The 15804-nt window shown below is 73.6% G+C and carries 19 protein-coding genes; 7 read left to right on the plus strand and 12 right to left on the minus strand.

The window, feature by feature from the left end:
* Window positions 1–29: 29 nt before the first annotated feature.
* The 7 genes from IE98_RS0123075 to clpS form a co-directional block, all read right to left on the minus strand.
* Window positions 30–998: a PLP-dependent cysteine synthase family protein gene (locus IE98_RS0123075; RefSeq protein WP_030271854.1), complete on the minus strand. Its 969-nt coding sequence runs from the start codon at window positions 996–998 to the stop codon at window positions 30–32.
* Window positions 998–1276 (minus strand): MoaD/ThiS family protein, encoded by a 279-nt coding sequence (locus IE98_RS0123080; RefSeq protein WP_030271857.1) that lies wholly within the window; start codon window positions 1274–1276, stop codon window positions 998–1000. The genes IE98_RS0123075 and IE98_RS0123080 overlap by 1 nt, the downstream gene beginning before the upstream one ends.
* A 97-nt stretch (window positions 1277–1373) precedes the next feature.
* Entirely contained in the window at window positions 1374–1490 is a 117-nt protein-coding gene (locus tag IE98_RS52290) for a putative leader peptide (RefSeq protein WP_317634052.1), read from the minus strand.
* A gap of 138 nt (window positions 1491–1628) precedes the next feature.
* A complete protein-coding gene (locus IE98_RS0123090) occupies window positions 1629–2060 on the minus strand; it encodes a Mov34/MPN/PAD-1 family protein (RefSeq protein ID WP_030271858.1) in 432 nt (143 codons plus the stop codon).
* 100 nt (window positions 2061–2160) lie between these two features.
* Window positions 2161–3603: an amino acid permease gene (locus IE98_RS0123095; protein WP_030271860.1), complete on the minus strand. Its 1443-nt coding sequence runs from the start codon at window positions 3601–3603 to the stop codon at window positions 2161–2163.
* A 186-nt stretch (window positions 3604–3789) separates the two neighbouring features.
* Entirely contained in the window at window positions 3790–4365 is a 576-nt protein-coding gene (locus IE98_RS0123100) for a DUF2017 domain-containing protein (RefSeq protein WP_030271862.1), read from the minus strand.
* A 112-nt stretch (window positions 4366–4477) separates the two neighbouring features.
* Window positions 4478–4771: an ATP-dependent Clp protease adapter ClpS gene (gene clpS, locus IE98_RS0123105; RefSeq protein WP_030271864.1), complete on the minus strand. Its 294-nt coding sequence runs from the start codon at window positions 4769–4771 to the stop codon at window positions 4478–4480.
* A 150-nt stretch (window positions 4772–4921) separates the two neighbouring features.
* On the opposite strand from clpS, the gene IE98_RS0123110 reads away from it, so the two are divergent.
* Both IE98_RS0123110 and IE98_RS0123115 read left to right on the plus strand, forming a co-directional pair.
* Window positions 4922–6250, plus strand: a complete 1329-nt coding sequence (locus IE98_RS0123110) for a nicotinate phosphoribosyltransferase (RefSeq protein WP_030271866.1) — start codon at window positions 4922–4924, stop codon at window positions 6248–6250.
* A 256-nt stretch (window positions 6251–6506) separates the two neighbouring features.
* A complete protein-coding gene (locus IE98_RS0123115; protein ID WP_030271868.1) occupies window positions 6507–7094 on the plus strand; it encodes a nicotinamidase in 588 nt (195 codons plus the stop codon).
* A gap of 27 nt (window positions 7095–7121) precedes the next feature.
* Here the strand turns inward: IE98_RS0123115 and IE98_RS0123120 are convergent, their stop codons facing one another.
* Window positions 7122–8150 (minus strand): type IV toxin-antitoxin system AbiEi family antitoxin domain-containing protein, encoded by a 1029-nt coding sequence (locus IE98_RS0123120; protein WP_052390848.1) that lies wholly within the window; start codon window positions 8148–8150, stop codon window positions 7122–7124.
* 316 nt (window positions 8151–8466) lie between these two features.
* Here IE98_RS0123120 and IE98_RS0123125 point away from each other — a divergent pair, with 316 nt between their 5' ends.
* A complete protein-coding gene (locus IE98_RS0123125) occupies window positions 8467–9099 on the plus strand; it encodes a hypothetical protein (protein ID WP_030271871.1) in 633 nt (210 codons plus the stop codon).
* Here the strand turns inward: IE98_RS0123125 and IE98_RS42910 are convergent.
* Together IE98_RS42910 and IE98_RS0123135 are read right to left on the minus strand one after the other, a co-directional pair.
* Window positions 9074–9991 carry a hypothetical protein gene (locus IE98_RS42910; protein ID WP_234443637.1) on the minus strand — a complete coding sequence of 306 codons (918 nt, stop codon included), beginning with the start codon at window positions 9989–9991 and terminating at the stop codon, window positions 9074–9076. The two genes, IE98_RS0123125 and IE98_RS42910, sit on opposite strands and share 26 nt — an antisense overlap.
* A gap of 173 nt (window positions 9992–10164) precedes the next feature.
* Window positions 10165–11424, minus strand: a complete 1260-nt coding sequence (locus IE98_RS0123135) for a cation diffusion facilitator family transporter (RefSeq protein ID WP_078661222.1) — start codon at window positions 11422–11424, stop codon at window positions 10165–10167.
* Window positions 11425–11730: 306 nt separating this feature from the next.
* On the opposite strand from IE98_RS0123135, the gene IE98_RS0123145 reads away from it, so the two are divergent.
* Both IE98_RS0123145 and IE98_RS0123150 read left to right on the plus strand, forming a co-directional pair.
* Window positions 11731–12120, plus strand: coding sequence for a hypothetical protein (locus tag IE98_RS0123145; RefSeq protein WP_030271879.1), 390 nt, complete (start codon window positions 11731–11733; stop codon window positions 12118–12120).
* Window positions 12121–12235: 115 nt separating this feature from the next.
* Window positions 12236–13318: a DUF2332 domain-containing protein gene (locus tag IE98_RS0123150; RefSeq protein WP_043174880.1), complete on the plus strand. Its 1083-nt coding sequence runs from the start codon at window positions 12236–12238 to the stop codon at window positions 13316–13318.
* 124 nt (window positions 13319–13442) lie between these two features.
* Here the strand turns inward: IE98_RS0123150 and IE98_RS0123155 are convergent, their stop codons facing one another.
* Together IE98_RS0123155 and IE98_RS52625 are read right to left on the minus strand one after the other, a co-directional pair.
* Window positions 13443–13973, minus strand: coding sequence for a DinB family protein (locus tag IE98_RS0123155; protein ID WP_030271882.1), 531 nt, complete (start codon window positions 13971–13973; stop codon window positions 13443–13445).
* Complete coding sequence (locus IE98_RS52625; protein WP_106976673.1) at window positions 13960–14577, minus strand: pentapeptide repeat-containing protein; 618 nt, start codon at window positions 14575–14577, stop codon at window positions 13960–13962. Before IE98_RS52625 ends, IE98_RS0123155 begins: the two co-directional genes overlap by 14 nt.
* Before the next feature lie 185 nt (window positions 14578–14762).
* Between IE98_RS52625 and IE98_RS0123160 the strand changes: the two genes are divergently transcribed.
* The gene (locus IE98_RS0123160) at window positions 14763–15254 is read left to right on the plus strand and encodes a GNAT family N-acetyltransferase (RefSeq protein WP_030271883.1); all 492 of its coding nucleotides are present in this window, start codon (window positions 14763–14765) and stop codon (window positions 15252–15254) included.
* On the plus strand, window positions 15251–15799 hold the full coding sequence (locus IE98_RS0123165; RefSeq protein ID WP_052390849.1) for a GNAT family N-acetyltransferase: 549 nt from the start codon (window positions 15251–15253) through the stop codon (window positions 15797–15799). Before IE98_RS0123160 ends, IE98_RS0123165 begins: the two co-directional genes overlap by 4 nt.
* Window positions 15800–15804 lie beyond the last annotated feature (5 nt).

Consider the following 15804-nt stretch of genomic DNA (forward strand, 5'->3'; position numbering starts at 1 on the left):
CGTGCGGGTGCCGCGCCCCTCGGTGCGCCTCAGGCCCAGAGCTGGCCCTGCAGTGCCTCGACCGCGGCCTCGGTCGACTCGGCGGTGTAGATGCCGGTGGAGAGGTACTTCCAGCCGCCGTCGGCGACGACGAAGACGACGTCGGCCCGCTCGCCGGCCTTCGCGGCCTTGCGGGCGGCGCCGATCGCGGCGTGCAGGATGGCGCCGGTGGAGACGCCGGCGAAGATGCCCTCCTGCTGGAGCAGTTCGCGGGTGCGCTGCACGGCGTCGGCGGAGCCGACGCTGAAGCGGGTGGTGAGCACCTCGGCGTCGTAGAGCTCGGGGACGAAGCCCTCGTCGAGGTTGCGCAGACCGTAGACGAGGTCGTCGTAGCGGGGCTCGGCGGCGACGATCTGCACGCCGGGGACCTTCTCCCGCAGGTAGCGGCCGACGCCCATCAGGGTGCCGGTGGTGCCGAGGCCGGCCACGAAGTGGGTGACGGTGGGCAGGTCGGCGAGGATCTCGGGACCGGTGGTCGCGTAGTGTGCGCCGGCGTTGTCGGGGTTGCCGTACTGGTAGAGCATCACCCAGTCGGGGTGCTCGGCGGCGATCTCCTTGGCGATCCGCACGGCGGTGTTGGAGCCGCCGGCGGCGGGCGAGGAGATGATCTCGGCGCCCCACATGCGGAGTAGCTCGCGCCGCTCCTCGCTGGTGTTCTCCGGCATGACGCACACCATGCGGTAGCCCTTGAGCTTGGCGGCCATGGCCAGCGAGATGCCGGTGTTGCCGCTGGTGGGCTCCAGGACGGTGCAGCCGGGAGTGAGCCTGCCGTCGGCCTCGGCCCGCTCGATCATGTGCAGCGCCGGGCGGTCCTTGATCGAGCCGGTGGGGTTGCGGTCCTCCAGCTTGGCCCAGAGGCTCACCAGGCCGTCGGCATTCCCGGGTACGGCTGCCGACAGGTTCGGCAGCCGTACCAGCGGGGTGTTGCCGACGGCCTCGAGGGGGCTGTCGTAGCGCATTACTTCATGCCGCCGGCGACGGCGGGGAGGATGGTGACGCTGTCGCCGTCGGCGAGGGCGGTGCTGATGCCCTCGAGGAAGCGGACGTCCTCGTCGTTGAGGTAGACGTTGACGAAGCGGCGCAGCTCGCCGGCGTCGAGGAGGCGCTCGGCGATGCCGGGGTGACGGCTGTCGAGGTCCTGGAACAGCTCGCCGAGGTTGGTGCCGGAGCCTTCGACGGCCTTGGCGCCGTCGGTGTAGGGACGGAGGATGGTCGGGATACGGACCTCGATGGCCATGGCTGCGCTCCTGTGGAGGTGGGTCGGGTGGGCCGCCGCACGCGGCGCGGCAGGGGTGACGGCCCCGGGGCGGCCGGGGCGGGCTGGCGGTGCCGAGTCAGTGGGCGTCGGCGGTGCCGGGACAGATCGCGCTGGCGAGCCGGCACAGGTCGACGTGCAGGCGCGCCACGAGGCGGATGCCTGGGGCCTGGTTGCTCACATCGACGGAACGCATGGGCTCATCGTATAGATTCCCGCCCCCGCAGCGGCATCCACGTCTCGCGATCCGGATGGTTTCGTTTCCCATGTCGAGACGACGGCCCGCCACCGGCACATCGTGGCCGGTCGGCGGGCCGTGCGCCGCGGCGGCCGGTCAGGCGCTGTACTCCTCGACGACCTGGACGTCTTCCTCCGTGATCACGCCGTCCACGATGCGGAACGAGCGGAATTCGTACGGGTCCTCATCGCCGTTGCCCTCGGCGGTGGAGACGAGGACGTAGTGCGCCTCGGGCTCGGAGGCGTAGCTGACGTCGGTGCGCGAGGGGTAGGCCTCGGTCGCGGTGTGCGAGTGGTAGACGATCACCGGGACCTCGTCGCGGTCGTCCATCTCCCGGTAGAGCTTGAACAGGTCACCGGAGTCGAACTCGTAGAAGGTGGGCGACCGGGCCGCGTTGAGCATCGGGACGAACCGCTCGGGCCGGCCGCTGCCCTCGGGGCCGGCGACCACTCCGCAGGCCTCGTCCGGGTGGTCGGCGCGGGCGTGGGCCACGATGCGGTCGCGCAGTTCTCGGGTGATGGTCAGCATGCGGCCAGGATAGCCACGGCCGGCCCCGGGTCAGGGTCCGGGACCGGCCGTCGTCTCGACTGCCGGACGCCCGCCGGACGGCCGGCGGGGGTCCGGCGGATCAGCGGTCGGCGCCGGCGACCGGACGATCGCGGTCCTCGCCGCGGACCGCCTCGGGGCGGGTGCGGGCGAGCACCAGGTAGCCCGCGGTCAGCAGGACGGCCCAGACCGGGAAGACGTAGAGCGAAATCCGGGCGTCCTCGTCGAAGCCGATGAGGACGACGACCAGGACGAGGAAGGCGAGCGCGAGCCGGCTCGGCCACGCGCCGCCGGGGGCCTTGAAGGTCGGGGCGGGCAGCCGGCCGTCCTGCCAGGCGCGGCGGTAGCGGATCTGGGCGACCAGGATGACGGCCCAGGTCCACAGGCCGCAGACGGTGGCGACGGAGGTGACGTACTCGAAGGCCTTACCGGGGGCGAGGTAGTTGAGCACCACGCCGACGCCCATGAGCAGGCAGGAGACGGTGATCGCGGCGGCCGGGGTGCGGCGGCCGTTGAGCGCGGTGAGCCTGCCGGGGGCCTGGCCGCGCAGGGCGAGGTCGCGCAGCATCCGGCCGGTGGAGTACATGCCGGAGTTGCAGGAGGAGAGGGCGGCGGTGAGCACCACGAAGTTGATGACGGAGGCGCCGGCCGGGATGCCGACCTTCTCGAAGGCGGCGACGAACGGGCTGACGCCGGGGGCGAACTCCTGCCACGGGACGAGCGAGAGGATGACGACCAGGGCGCCGATGTAGAACAGCGCGATCCGCCACGGCAGGGTGTTGATGGCGCGCGGCAGGGTCCGGGCCGGGTCCTCGCTCTCGCCGGCGGTGACACCGACGAGTTCGACGCCGAGGTAGGCGAACATGACGATCTGAAGGGTCATCACGGCGGCGCCGACACCCTTGGGGAAGAAGCCGCCGTCGGCCCACAGGTGGGTGACCGAGGCGGTGTCGCCGGCGTCGGAGAAGCCGAGGGTGAGCACGCCGACGCCGATGAGGATCATGCCGAGGATGGCGGTGACCTTGACCATGGAGAACCAGAACTCGATCTCGCCGAAGAGCTTCACCGAGATCAGGTTGGCGCCGTAGAGCAGCACCAGGAAGGCGAGCGCGCTGGCCCACTGCGGGATGCCGGGCGCCCAGTACCGCACGTACACCGCGGCCGCGGTGGTCTCGGCCATGCCGGTGACCACCCAGAACAGCCAGTACGTCCAGCCGGTGACGAAGCCGGCGAACGGGCCGAGGAACTCCCGGGCGTACTCTGAGAAGCTGCCGGAGACCGGGCGGTAGGTGAGGAGTTCACCGAGCGCCCGCATGATCACGAAGATCACCAGGCCGGCCACCGCGTAGCTGAGGATCAGGCTGGGGCCGGCCTTGGAGATGGCCGTGCCGGCACCGAGGAAGAGGCCGGTGCCGATGGCACCGCCGATGGCGATCATCTGGATCTGGCGGCTGCCCAGTCCGCGGGCGTAGCCCTCCTCGTCCGGCTCGGTGTCGATCGCCTCGTCGTAGCGCTGATCGGCCATGGGCGTACCGTCCTCGGGTCGTGGGGAGGTGAGAAGTCGTACCACGGCACGCACGGATACCGGTGTTCATCTGAGCGTTAATTGAGCATGTCATGTCCGGACCCGTCCCGATGTGCCCGAAATGCCGCACCCCCGCGTCCACATGGTGGACGCGGGGGTGCGGGCGCTCTCCGGGATGACGGCGGGTCAGCCGGCCATGGCCTCCAGCAGCGACTCCTGCATGCCGCCGAGCCAGAGGTAGGCCATCACCAGCGGCTTGCGCGGGTCGCTGTCGGGCAGTGCGTACAGCCCTTCCTCGTCCTCCTCGGTGACGTCCAGTCGGGAGCCGAGGGTGAGCCGCAGGTCGTTGAGGGCGCCGAGCCAGCGCGCGCAGTCCCCGGCCGGGACGGTCAGCACGCCGCCGTCGCCGCCGAGCCCGTCCAGGGCGCGGACCACGCTCAGCGCGTCGTCGCGCTTGCGGGCCCGCAGGTCCAGCTCGGTGTAGCGGCGGAACTCGCCCGCCATCGCCCTGGTCTCGGAGTCGACGGGCTCGCCCGGCTCGCCGTACGCGTCGGGGAAGAGCCGGGCCAGCGCGGGATCGGCGGGGGCCTCGGTCGGCCCCTCGGCGAACAGCGCGGCCAGCGGGTCGTCGCCGACTCCGCCGGGGCCGGGGCCGATCAGTTCCAGCATCTGCACCTCCAGCGACCGGAGGATGGACGCCTCCACCTCGTCGAGCGCGATCGCCGCGGCGCCCTCGCCGGCGCTCTCGAACAAGCCAGCCATGAGTCCTGAATCAGCCCCGTTCGCGTGTCTGTGGGTCTCGGTGTGTGGTGACGCGGACGCGGCGCCGGCCCTGCCGGCGGCGCGCCGCCCGGCCCGGGCGGGCCGTCGCGCGTCAGTCGTGCTGGAGGGTGGCCCAGAGCCCGTAGCCGTGCATCGCCTGCACGTCACGCTCCATCTCCTCGCGGGTGCCGCTGGAGACGACGGCGCGGCCCTTGGTGTGCACCTCCATCATGAGTTCGCGGGCCTTGTCCTTCGGGTAGCCGAAGTAGGCCTGGAACACGTACTGGACGTAGCTCATCAGATTCACCGGGTCGTTGTGGACGATGGTCACCCACGGTGTGTCCGGTTCCACCACCGGAAGGCCTTCGACCTCCGGGCGCTCGATCTCGACCGGCGCGACACTCACGACTGGCTCTCTCCTCTGCAGCTGACCGGGGTGAAGGCGGGTCTCCCCCTGCCCTCATGCTTCCATCCGGGGGACTTCGGAGCGAATCCGGGTCGACATCGCGCGAGAGAAATCGTCAATCTGACGCTAAGTGGTAGTAGCATCATCGTCATGGACGCCATCACCGCGCACCGTTCCACCGCGCTGCTCACCGACCGCTACGAGCTGACCATGCTGCAGGCCGCGCTGCGCAGCGGTGCCGCACACCGCCGCTCGGTCTTCGAGGTGTTCACCCGGCGCCTGCCGAACGGCCGCCGCTACGGCGTGGTCGCCGGCACCGGCCGGGTGCTGGACGCCGTCGAGGCCTTCCGCTTCACCGGGCCCCAGCTGGACTGGCTGGCCGACCAGCGGGTGGTCGACGACGCGACCCTGCGCTTCCTCGCCGACTACCGCTTCTCCGGCGACATCCACGGCTACCCCGAGGGTGAGGTGTACTTCCCCGGCTCGCCGCTGCTGACCGTCGAGGGCAGCTTCGCCGAGGCCGTGATCCTGGAGACGCTGGTCCTCTCCATCCTCAACCACGACTCGGCGATCGCCGCCGCGGCCTCCCGGATGACGGCCGCCGCCGGCGACCGCCCGGTGATCGAGATGGGCGCGCGCCGCGCCCACGAGGCCGCCGCCGTCTCCGCCGCCCGCGCCGCGTACATCGCGGGCTTCAGCGCCACCTCCGACCTGGAGGCCGGCTTCACCCACGGCATCCCCACCACCGGCACCGCCGCCCACGCCTTCACGCTGCTGCACGACACCGAGCGCGACGCCTTCACCGCCCAGGTGGAGTCGATGGGCCGCGGCACCACGCTGCTGGTCGACACCTACGACCTGGCCGAGGCCGTCCGCACCGCCGTCGAGGTCGCCGGCCCCGAGCTCGGCGCCGTCCGCATCGACTCCGGCGACCTGACCCTGCTCGCCCACCGGGTGCGCCGCCAGCTCGACGACCTCGGTGCGCACAAGACCCGCATCATCGTCACCTCCGACCTGGACGAGTACGCCATCGCCGCGCTGGCCGCCGCCCCCGTCGACGGCTACGGCGCGGGCACCAGCCTGGTCACCGGCAGCGGCCACCCCACCTGCGCGATGGTCTACAAGCTGGTCGCCCGCGAGAGCGTGCCCGGCGGACCGCTCGTCCCGGTCGCCAAGCGCTCGGCCGGCGGCAAGACCAGCACCGGCGGCCTCAAGTGGGCGGCCCGCCGGCCCGATGCGGACGGCGTCGCCGAGGCCGAGGTCGTCGGCACCGGTCCGGTGCCCGCCGAGCTCGAACCGCACCTGCTGCACGTCCCGCTGGTCAGCGGCGGCGAGGTCGTGGGGCGCGAACCGCTGGAGGCGGCGCGCGACCGGCACCGGCGTGCCCTCGCGGCGCTCCCCATGTCGGCCACCCAGCTGTCGAAGGGCGACCCCGTGATCGTCACCGAGCTGCAGAGCGGCGCGACCGCCGCCGGGTGAGCCCGCCGGGCCTTCCGCCGGTGCGCGTCACTCCCTACAGTCTTCTCGGCACCACCACGCCCTCCACGCCACCACCACGCCTCACCCGCGGCCCCGGCCCCGGTTCCGGCCGCACCACCCGCAACGTCCGCACCCCCTGCACCACCTGCACCGTCTGCATTACCCGCACCACCCGCACCACCCGTACCGCCCGAACCGCCCGACCCCCGACGGCGGGACCGCCGCCGCGGACCGCCCCCACCGAGAGAAGCCAGCCATGCACCGGGCCCTGATCGTCGTCGACGTGCAGAACGATTTCTGCGAAGGCGGCAGTCTGGCCGTCGGCGGCGGCGCCGAAGTGGCCGCCGCCATCACCGACCTGATCGCGGACGCCTCCCCCGGCTACAGCCACATCGTCGCCACCCGGGACCACCACATCGACCCCGGGGCGCACTTCGCCGAGGAGCCGGACTACGTCACCTCCTGGCCCGCGCACTGCGTGGCCGGCACCGAGGGCGTCGGTTTCCACCCCAACTTCGCCCCCTCGGTCACCTCGGGCGCGATCGAGGCGGTCTTCGACAAGGGCGCGCACGCGGCCGCGTACAGCGGCTTCGAGGGCCGCGACGAGAACGGCGGGACACTGGCCGACTGGCTGCGCACCCGGGACGTCACCGAGGTCGACGTGGTCGGCATCGCCACCGACCACTGCGTGAAGGCGACCGCGCTCGACGCCGCCCGCGAGGGCTTCACCACCCGGGTGCTGCTCGACCTGACCGCCGGCGTGGCGGCCGGCACCACCGAGGCCGCGCTGTCCGAACTGCGCGCCGCAGGTGTCGAGTTGACCGGCAGTCCCGTTCTGCACTGAGTCCGTGCCCGGCGCGGCCGGGGCGGGTCAGCGGTCGGTGACCACCAGCTCGACCACGTCCACCCCGCCGGCCCGGAAGGCCTCGCGGAGCTCGCCGCCGACCTCGTCCGGTTCGGCGGCGACCCGCGCGCCGGAGACGTACACCACCCGCACCCCCAGGTACTCCATCCGGTGCTGCTCCCCGCGCACCCAGGCGGCCTCGCCCTCGCTGACGCAGCGCAGGTCGGAGTCGACGGCCACCGCAACACCGACCTCCGGCCAGTACAGGTCGGGCACCGCCACGAAGGTGCCGCCGCGCATCCGCAGCTCGGGGCCGGCCAGGGGGGCGGGCAGCAGCCACTCGTCCACCAGCTCGCCGATCCGGGCGAGCACCGACTCCCGTTCCGCGGCGAGGAGTTCGTCGAGCGCGGCACGCACCCGCGGCTCCGCCGGCAACCCGGCCTCGCCGAGCTCCGCCACCAGCTCCTGCAGGGTGCAGCCGCCCTCGGTGCGGGTCACCGCCTCGCGGAGCATCGCCCGCAGCACCGCCGGACGGACGGCCCCGCTCTCGAAGGCCCCGGAGTCCGTCCACTCGCGCACGGCGTCGGCCACGGCGCGCGCCACCGGCGCGCAGGCCAGGCCGTGCACCGAGCGGGCCACCAGCTCCCGACCGGTGCGCAGGATCCGAACGGAGCCGGCGTCCTTCAACCGCCGCTGACGGGGCACCAGCACCTCCACGCCGGTGACGGCCGGCAGCCGGGGCACCGAGGCGAAGCCGTACAGCGCCAGCGCCGCCGCGCCGGTGATCACGGCGCCCTCACGGCCGCCCTCGTCCCGGCCGTTCTGCGCCGCGTAGAGCAGGGCCGCCCACATCCGCTGCTCGGGGGTCGGGTCGCCGCCCTGGAGCAGGTAGACACGGGGCAGCATCCGCTGCCACGGCCCGCCGCGCCGGCAGTGCTCGGTGACCGCCCGGGCGGGCACGCCGCGTGCCCGCAGCTGGCTCGCGGTGACCACGTTCTGCTGACGCCGCGCCAGCTCTTCGAGCGAGAGCGGCTGGGAAGGAATCCGGTAGCTCATGTCGACACCCTCCCCAACGCCGCCACAGTCGCACGCTCGACTTGACGACCTGTTACCCAACCGTCGCGAAAACGGGACGGCTCCGTCCTAAAGTCCCCATACCCTCACTCGTTCGACGTATGGGACGTTCACTCGAATGCCGGATTAGATCGGACTTGGGGCATGACGATCCGTTTTTCATCGAATCGGTACATCAACGATCATGGAGTGGGGGTACCCCGATGATCAGCGATTACTGACCCAGAGTGACCAAGGCCATACGGTGGAGCACCACCCGCCGACCACCGGCAGCCGCCGAATTGCCTACCATCGGCTCATGCCACGTGACGAGATCCCCGGCCTGCGCGCCGCCCAACTGCGCCTCGGCCGCCTGCCCGGCTACGTCCGCCGGCCCGACCTCGCCCGCCGCAGCAGCGCGGACGGCCACACGTACAAGAAGGGCTGGGAGGTCCGCTTCACCGCCCGTACGGAGGCCGAGATAACGGAGATCCGCGATCTGGTGATCGCCGCCGGATTCGCCCCGGCCCGGCCGTTCTTCAAGGGCCACCAGCTGATCCAGCCGGTCTACGGCATCGCCGCCGTCCAGGCCTACCTGGCAGCCAGGGAGGCCTTCGAGGAGCTCACCCGGGCCCGCGCCGCCGGTACGGACGCCACCGGAGCGGCCACCTCCGGCACCCCGCTGGACCGCGCGAGGACGCTGCCGATCCCCGAGCAGGTCTACCGCGAGGCCGCGGCCCCGGTCGCCGCGGCCGCAGCTGCGGCGGCTGCGGCCGGCGCGGCGGCGCTGGCGGCGAACAGCGCGGGCACGGTGGCCCCGGCCGGTGCGGCACCGGCCGGAGCCTCCGTCCGCGAGCTGTCCGGAGTCCCGGTCACGGCCGGCCCGCGGGCCGGCGCACACGGCCGGCGCCCCGCGGCCAGCGGCGTCAGCGCAGGCGGTCGTACGTCCTGAAGGTGTAACTCGCGTCGTACGACAGCATGTTGCCGCTCGCGGCCGGGAGGCCGAGTCGGTGGGACAGCAGCCCGGTCAGCGGGCCGCAGCCCTCCGGCGCGGGGGCGGCGAAGGTGTCGTCGTACGCGGAGAAGTGGATCAGCGGCGGGTTCCTGGAGACCCACTCCGAGGAACCCGCCCGCTTGAAGTGCAGGCCCACCGGCGTGCTCCGACCGACCTCGCAGCCGCCCGGCGGCAGCAGCGGGCCGGAGAGCCGGAAGCGCATCTCCATGCTGCCGGTGTAGAAGTCCGAGGCACCGCCGTACTCCGCCTCCAGCGACAGCCCGAGAACGGGGCTGCGGTCGCCGGCCGGGGTCCCGGTGAGGCCGCCGGGCACCGCGACCGGGTCGCCGCCGTGCCACGCACCCCAGACCTGCCCGGGCGTCCCGTCCGCGAGCGGGCCCTCGGCGTGCACCATCATGATCGGCCGCAGCACCGGGAGGTCGGCGGCGCCCAGCCGCAGCCGCGGGGCGGCCAGGTGCACCTCGCACCGCCAGCGTGCCGGGTCGACGCCCTGCGGGAGCTCCGGGCAGTCGGCGTAGCCGGCCTCCAGCGCAGCCAGCTCGGCCTCCGGGGTCGGGGCGGCTGCGGAGTCTGTCACGGAACCGGCGGCAGGGGTGCCGGCGGCGGGGGTGCCCGCCGGGGCCGCCGGGCGGGCACCGGCGGCGTGGGCCGCGGTGGGGGCGGCGAGGGCGAGACCGGTGGCCGCGGCGGCGGCCAGCGCCGCGATGCCGGCCCGGTGGGTCCTGCGGGGGCGGGTGCCGCCCGGGCGCGCGCCGCCGATCGCGGTGCGGCGCGGTCCGTCTGCGGTCGGTGCGGTGTCGGCGTGCTGCCCGGTGGTGTCGGTTTCCATGACGGACAGCCTGCTGCCCGGGCGCGCCCGGCCGACATCGGTGAGAGCCCGGACCGCGCCTGGACGGCACCCTGACTTCGCGTCAGGGACGACCCCGGTCGCTGTCGGGCCACTCCGCGGCCCGGCTGCCGTTCGGACGCGGCCGGCGGGAGCAGGGCCGCCCGGCAGAACCGTCAGGGCACCGCCGCCGGGACGGGTGCGGGCCCGGTGGGCTCCCCGGGCTCCACTGGCTCTGCGGTGTCGATGTGGACGGTCGCCGCGACCAGACGCGGCACGGCCTGCTTCAGCGCCCGTTCGGCGGCCTCCGCGACCCGGTGGCCCTCCGCGACTGTGAGCGAGCCGTCGACGGCCACCTCGGCCTCGGCACGCAGCGCGTGGCCGACCCAGCGCATCCGCAGGGCACCCACCCCGCGCACGCCGTCCACCTCGCGCAGCCGGCGCTCGGCGGCGTCCACCAGCGCGGGCTCGACGCCGTCCATCAGCCGACGGCCGACCTCCCGCACCGAACTGCGCAGCACCACCAGTATCGCGGCGGTGATCACCAGGCCGACCAGCGGATCGGCGACCCGCCAGCCCAGCGCCGAACCGCCCGCCCCGAGCAGGACGGCCAGCGAGGCCAGCCCGTCGGCACGCGCGTGGACGCCGTCCGCGACCAGCGCGGCCGAACCGATCCGGCGGCCGGTGCGGATGCGGTAACGTGCCACCCACTCGTTGCCCAGGCAGCCCACCACCGCAGCAGCCGCCACCGCCCAGACGTGGCCCACCTGTTGCGGGTGGAGGAGCCGGTCGACGGCGGTCGCGGCGGCCAGCACGGCGGACACCGCGACGGTGGCCACCACGGCCACCCCTGCGAGGTCCTCCGCCCGTCCGTAGCCGTACGTGAAGCTGCGGTCGGCCGCGCGGCGGCCGAGCAGGAAGGCGATGGCGAGCGGGACGGCGGTGAGCGCGTCGGCCACGTTGTGCACGGTGTCGCCGAGGAGCGCGACCGAGTCCGAGAGCAGCACCACACCAGCCTGCAGGACGGCGGTGAGGACGAGGACGAGGAGCGAGATCCACAGGGTCCGCAGCCCGTCGGCGGAGGTCTCCATGGCCTCGTCGACCTTGTCGGAGGCGTGGTGGGAGTGCGGACGGAGCAGGTGGCCGAGTCGGGCGGGGGCGCCGCGGCCGTGGGTGTGGTGACGGTGCGCACCGCACTGACGCTTGTCTTGGTGGTGCACGTGATGGTGCACGTGGTGGTGCACGTCGCGACGGCGCTCGTGCTCGTCGTGTGCTTCGTGGCCGTCGTGTGCTTCGTGGTCGTCGAGCGGGGACTCGTGGGGGCGGACGTGGTGGGCGTGGTGGGTCTCGTCGGCGCGAGGCGCGCAATGGACGTCGCGGGCGTGCGGGTCCCGTGGGGGGTGCGGGTGAGCGGATGGATGCGCCGGATCCGTCATGCGCCCCACGGTCGCACATCGACACCGCGTCAGCCACTACCGTCCTACCCTCCGTGACCAGGTGCGATACCCTCGCACCTGCCGGAGGCCCCGGCCGGGTGACTGATTGACCGTCACATCGCCGCGCGCCCAGGCGGGTTCCCGCGCACATCGGCGGGACTTGTCACCCAAAGCAGCCGCACGAGGGCCTAGAGTGAGCACCGGGCTACCCTTCCGACGCAACCAGATCGAGAGGCTGATGTGACTGATCGTCATGTCCCTGCCACAGCATCGATCAGCCCCGCGGCCGACGCCGGTCTGGCAGCCATGCCCCTGGAATTCACGGCGTTCTGCGAACTGCACCGCCCCCGGTACCTGAGTTACGCCCGGGTCTGGTTCCACGATCCGTCCGCGGCCGGCCGGGTGGTCGACCACGCGTTCCGCACGCTCGCCCAGGTGTGGCCCGAGGTCCTGGGCAGCTCCAATCCGACCGCCATCGCCTGGCAGATCCTGCGGAGCACCGTCGCCGAGTGCGAGCGTCCGAACAGCGAGCCGCTCGCCGAGCACCGCCCCGCGCCGGCCGACGAGGACCTCGCGATCCTGCACTACGTGGTGGGCCTGGCCGCGCCCGAGATCGCCGACGTGGTGGGTGCGGAGACCGCCAGTGTCGCCGGGCAGCTCCGGCACGCGCTGCGCCGGATGCCCCAGGAGTGGTGACCGGCCGCGTTCCGGCCGCGTTCGCGTCCGGTGATCCGAATCACCGCACGCCCTGCTGACGGACGGCGCCGCACGGGCGAATGATGATCTCCAGTCGACCGGACGGAGAACCCACGTGTCCATCGAGCACACCGTCGCCGTGTTCGAACAGCAGGCCACCGCCTGCGCCGAACTCGGCTCCCCGCTGTACGCCGCCCTGCTGCACCGCGCTGCGGTCGACGTCCGCGACGGCGGACCCTGCGCGGCCGCCGTCGCCGGCCACGAGGACGACGCCGGGCCGCAGGCCGTGGCACTGCGGCTGCTCGGCGGCGTGCACGCCCTGGTCCTCACCGGACGGGCCCCGGACCTCGCCGCCCACTACCCGAGCGCCGGCGGCAGCACCGACCCGGCGCGGCCCGAGGCCGCCTGGCCCGCCTTCCGACAGGCCGTGGCCGACAACCTGCCGTGGGTCCGGGACTGGCTGACCCGGCCGCCGCAGACCAACGAGGTCGGCCGCTCGAACCTGCTGATCGCCGGCCTGCTGCACACCCTGGGCGAACGGCGCCTGCCGATCCGGCTGCTCGAACTCGGCTCCAGTGCCGGCCTCAACCAGCTGGCCGACCGCTTCCACTGCTCCTCCCCCGGCTACTCCTGCGGGCCCGCCGACTCGCCCGTGCAGCTGCCCGACGCCTGGCGCGGCGCGCCGCCCTCCTGGCTGCCCGCCCGGGCCGAGCCGCTCGCCTTCGTGGAGCGCCGCGGTTGCGACCTCACCCCGATCGACCCGCGGTCGGCGGAGGGCTCGCTCGCCCTGCGCGCGTACGTGTGGCCCGACCAGCCGGCCCGGACGGCCCGTCTGGAGGGGGCGCTCCGGCTGGCCGCGGAGCTGCCCACCCGGGTCGAGGCCGCCGGCGCCGCCGACTTCCTGGCCGACGCCGAGGTGGCCGAGGGGACGCTCACCGTGGTCTGGCACTCGGTCATGCGCCAGTACGTCCCCGCGGAGGAATGGGCGCGGGTGGAGACGGAGTTGGCCCGGCTGGCCGCATCCTCATCGTCCACCGCGTCCTTCGTGCACATCGCCTTCGAGCCCCGGCGGATCGGCGACCGGCACCGGTTCGTGCTCGCCGTCCGGAGCGGCGACGGCCCGGTGGAACTGCTCGCCGAGGCCGCCCCGCACGGGCTGCCCGCCTGGCCCGCGGAGCCGGGCTGGACGACGGCCTGAGGACCGGCAGTCTCCGGACGCCGCCGGGGCGGCCGGTCGCCCCGTTGCCCCGGCCTCGCGGGCCTCGCCGGCCGGCGGGGCAGCGAGGCAGCGGGGACGGGGCGGCAGCGGGACGGACGCAGGGTCAGAGGCGGATGCCGGTGACGTCGTACAGGTGGTGCACGGGGTCGTGGATCAGGTACTGCGCGAAGGTCTCGACGGTGAACCGCGCTCCGTCGCTCCGCAGGCCGGTGCGCTGCCACTGCTCACCGGACACGCCGGCGAAGGACTGCGCCAGCTGCTCGGCTGCAGCGGCCAGGTCGACGCTCACGGTGGCCGGGTCCTGCTCGTTGTAGCGCTCGGCGACCGCGGTCTCGTCCTGGTCCCAGTTGGCGAAGGGCGGGGCGTCCTCGGTGAGCATCAGCACCAGCCGCTGGTCGAAGAGGCGGAAGACGTCCCGGACGTGGCAGGCGTACTCCAGCGTGGACCAGACCTCGGGCCGCGGGCGGCGCCGCAGCTCGGCGGGGTCGGCCGCCAGCAGTCGCTGCCACTCGGCGGCGTTGGCGCGCACCATGGCCGGCACGTCCTCGCGGGCCACGGCCGGTGTGTCCAGTCCGCAGTCGTCGCAGAAGCGGTCGAGGACCCAGGTCCAGTCCTTGGTGTCAGGAGTGATCATGCACCCAGGATGCCGCCGGCCGGTCCCGCCCCACCAGTGGCGGGAACGCCAGTGACCGCCAAGATGCTGCCACCTGCCGGCCCCAGGTGTCGCGGTGGGTCGGATCTCGGACCGGGGCCCGGGCAGGTGTACGGGGCAGGGTTCGTCGCAGGTCGCTCCGTCGCAGGTCGCTCCGTCGCAGGTCGCTCCGTCGCAGGTCGCTCCGTCGCAGGTCGCTCCGTGGCGGGTCGCTCCGTGGCGGGTGTGGTGGCTCGGCCCGGAGGGTCGGCATCCGGGACGTACGGGGGCGCACTCCGTCCGGGGTGGGTGGGCGGCAGGGCCCGCGCGGTCGCCGGGGAGGTCGGCACCCGGGCGCGGCCACGGCAGCCATCGGGCCCGACCGCTCGGCCCGAAGCAGGTGGTGAGCCGGCGTCGGAGAGCACGGCAGCCCACCCACGGCCGCGCGGCCGAGACGGCACGGAGGATGTGGGAGACGCACGGGAGGCGAGGGACGCGGGGCATCACGAGGTGCTCGTTCATGGCCCCATGGCAGCACGATCCGAACCGCCCGGACGGAACCAGCCCTCGGCCTGTGGACAACTCCGCTGTTCCCGAGATCCTTCATTCCTTCGGGTGATCCCACTCCTCCTCGGGGCCGGTCGGACACCCGCCGGGTCACGGACTGCGGCGGGCACGAGCGGAAGGCCGCGGGTGAGAACGTCCGGCAGAGGCACCGGGCGGGGACACCACGCCGGGACAGCGCGATAAATGCGTTGCGTCCGGTCGCGGGCGTTCGCCGAGAATGACCGGGTGAACGTCGCTGCCCCCGAGACCTGGTCCATCGATCCCGCGCCGGTCGGCGATCCCGACTGCCGGGCGATGCTGCACGCGTACCTCGACGAACTGATCAGCCGCTACTACGGCAGGCCGGCCGAGAAGGCGGAGATCGCCCACGAGGCGGGCGACGGCACCGACCTGCACGGCGACTGCGGGGTCTTCCTGCTCGCCAGGGCCGACCGGACACCGGTGGCCTGCGCCGGAATCCGCTGGCTCTCGGCGGACACCGGCGAGCTGACCAGGGTGTTCGTCACCCGATCCGCCCGCCGGGGCGGCGCCGGGCGACGCCTGATCGCCGCCGCGGAGGACGTCGCACGGGCCCGCGGGGTGACCCGGATGGTGCTCAACACCCGCCGCGACCTGACCGAGGCGATCGCGCTGTACACCCGACTCGGATACCGCCCGACCGACCCGTACGGCGACGACCCGTACGCCGAGATCTGGCTCTCGAAGGAACTGGCATGACCGAGCACGAGCACGACACCACGACGGCCGAGCCCGCACCGGCCGCCCCTGTGGGCCTGACCGTCCGCGAGGCGACCCCGGACGACTGGCCCGCGATCTGGCCGTTCCTGCGGGACATCGTCGCGGCGGGCGACACCTTCACCTGGCCGCGGGACATCTCCGAGGCCGACGCCCGGGACATGTGGCTCAAGCGGCCTCCGGGCCGGACGGTGGTCGCTGTCGATGCCGACGGCACCGTCCTCGGCACCGCGGAGACCCACCCCAACCAGGCCGGACCGGGCTCGCACATCGCCAACGCGGGGTTCATGGTCGACCCCCGCCACGCGGGCCGCGGCGTGGGCCGCGCGCTCGCCGAGCACGTCATCGCCCAGGCCCGCGCCGACGGCTACCGGGCCGTCCAGTACAACGCCGTGGTCGCGACCAACCACCGGGCCGTCGCGCTGTGGAAGTCCCTGGGCTTCGAGACCGTCGGCACCGTCCCCGAGGGCTTCCGGCACGCCGAACTCGGCTACGTCGACCTGCTGGTGATGTACCGGAAGCTCTGACCTGC

Origin of the sequence: Streptomyces sp. NRRL B-24484 (assembly GCF_000717715.1) — a bacterium.
Classification (GTDB): Bacteria; Actinomycetota; Actinomycetes; order Streptomycetales; family Streptomycetaceae; genus Kitasatospora.

Bases quoted from the DNA above. Each gene is read 5' to 3' on its own strand.
- IE98_RS0123075 (WP_030271854.1), bottom strand. From the start codon at position 998: ATGCGCTACGACAGCCCCCTCGAGGCCGTCGGCAACACCCCGCTGGTA.
- IE98_RS0123080 (WP_030271857.1), bottom strand. From the start codon at position 1,276: ATGGCCATCGAGGTCCGTATCCCGACCATCCTCCGTCCCTACACCGAC.
- IE98_RS52290 (WP_317634052.1), bottom strand. From the start codon at position 1,490: ATGCGTTCCGTCGATGTGAGCAACCAGGCCCCAGGCATCCGCCTCGTG.
- IE98_RS0123090 (WP_030271858.1), bottom strand. From the start codon at position 2,060: ATGCTGACCATCACCCGAGAACTGCGCGACCGCATCGTGGCCCACGCC.
- IE98_RS0123095 (WP_030271860.1), bottom strand. From the start codon at position 3,603: ATGGCCGATCAGCGCTACGACGAGGCGATCGACACCGAGCCGGACGAG.
- IE98_RS0123100 (WP_030271862.1), bottom strand. From the start codon at position 4,365: ATGGCTGGCTTGTTCGAGAGCGCCGGCGAGGGCGCCGCGGCGATCGCG.
- IE98_RS0123110 (WP_030271866.1), top strand. From the start codon at position 4,922: ATGGACGCCATCACCGCGCACCGTTCCACCGCGCTGCTCACCGACCGC.
- IE98_RS0123115 (WP_030271868.1), top strand. From the start codon at position 6,507: ATGCACCGGGCCCTGATCGTCGTCGACGTGCAGAACGATTTCTGCGAA.
- IE98_RS0123120 (WP_052390848.1), bottom strand. From the start codon at position 8,150: ATGAGCTACCGGATTCCTTCCCAGCCGCTCTCGCTCGAAGAGCTGGCG.
- IE98_RS0123125 (WP_030271871.1), top strand. From the start codon at position 8,467: ATGCCACGTGACGAGATCCCCGGCCTGCGCGCCGCCCAACTGCGCCTC.
- IE98_RS42910 (WP_234443637.1), bottom strand. From the start codon at position 9,991: ATGGAAACCGACACCACCGGGCAGCACGCCGACACCGCACCGACCGCA.
- IE98_RS0123135 (WP_078661222.1), bottom strand. From the start codon at position 11,424: ATGACGGATCCGGCGCATCCATCCGCTCACCCGCACCCCCCACGGGAC.
- IE98_RS0123145 (WP_030271879.1), top strand. From the start codon at position 11,731: ATGCCCCTGGAATTCACGGCGTTCTGCGAACTGCACCGCCCCCGGTAC.
- IE98_RS0123155 (WP_030271882.1), bottom strand. From the start codon at position 13,973: ATGATCACTCCTGACACCAAGGACTGGACCTGGGTCCTCGACCGCTTC.
- IE98_RS52625 (WP_106976673.1), bottom strand. From the start codon at position 14,577: ATGAAGGATCTCGGGAACAGCGGAGTTGTCCACAGGCCGAGGGCTGGT.
- IE98_RS0123165 (WP_052390849.1), top strand. From the start codon at position 15,251: ATGACCGAGCACGAGCACGACACCACGACGGCCGAGCCCGCACCGGCC.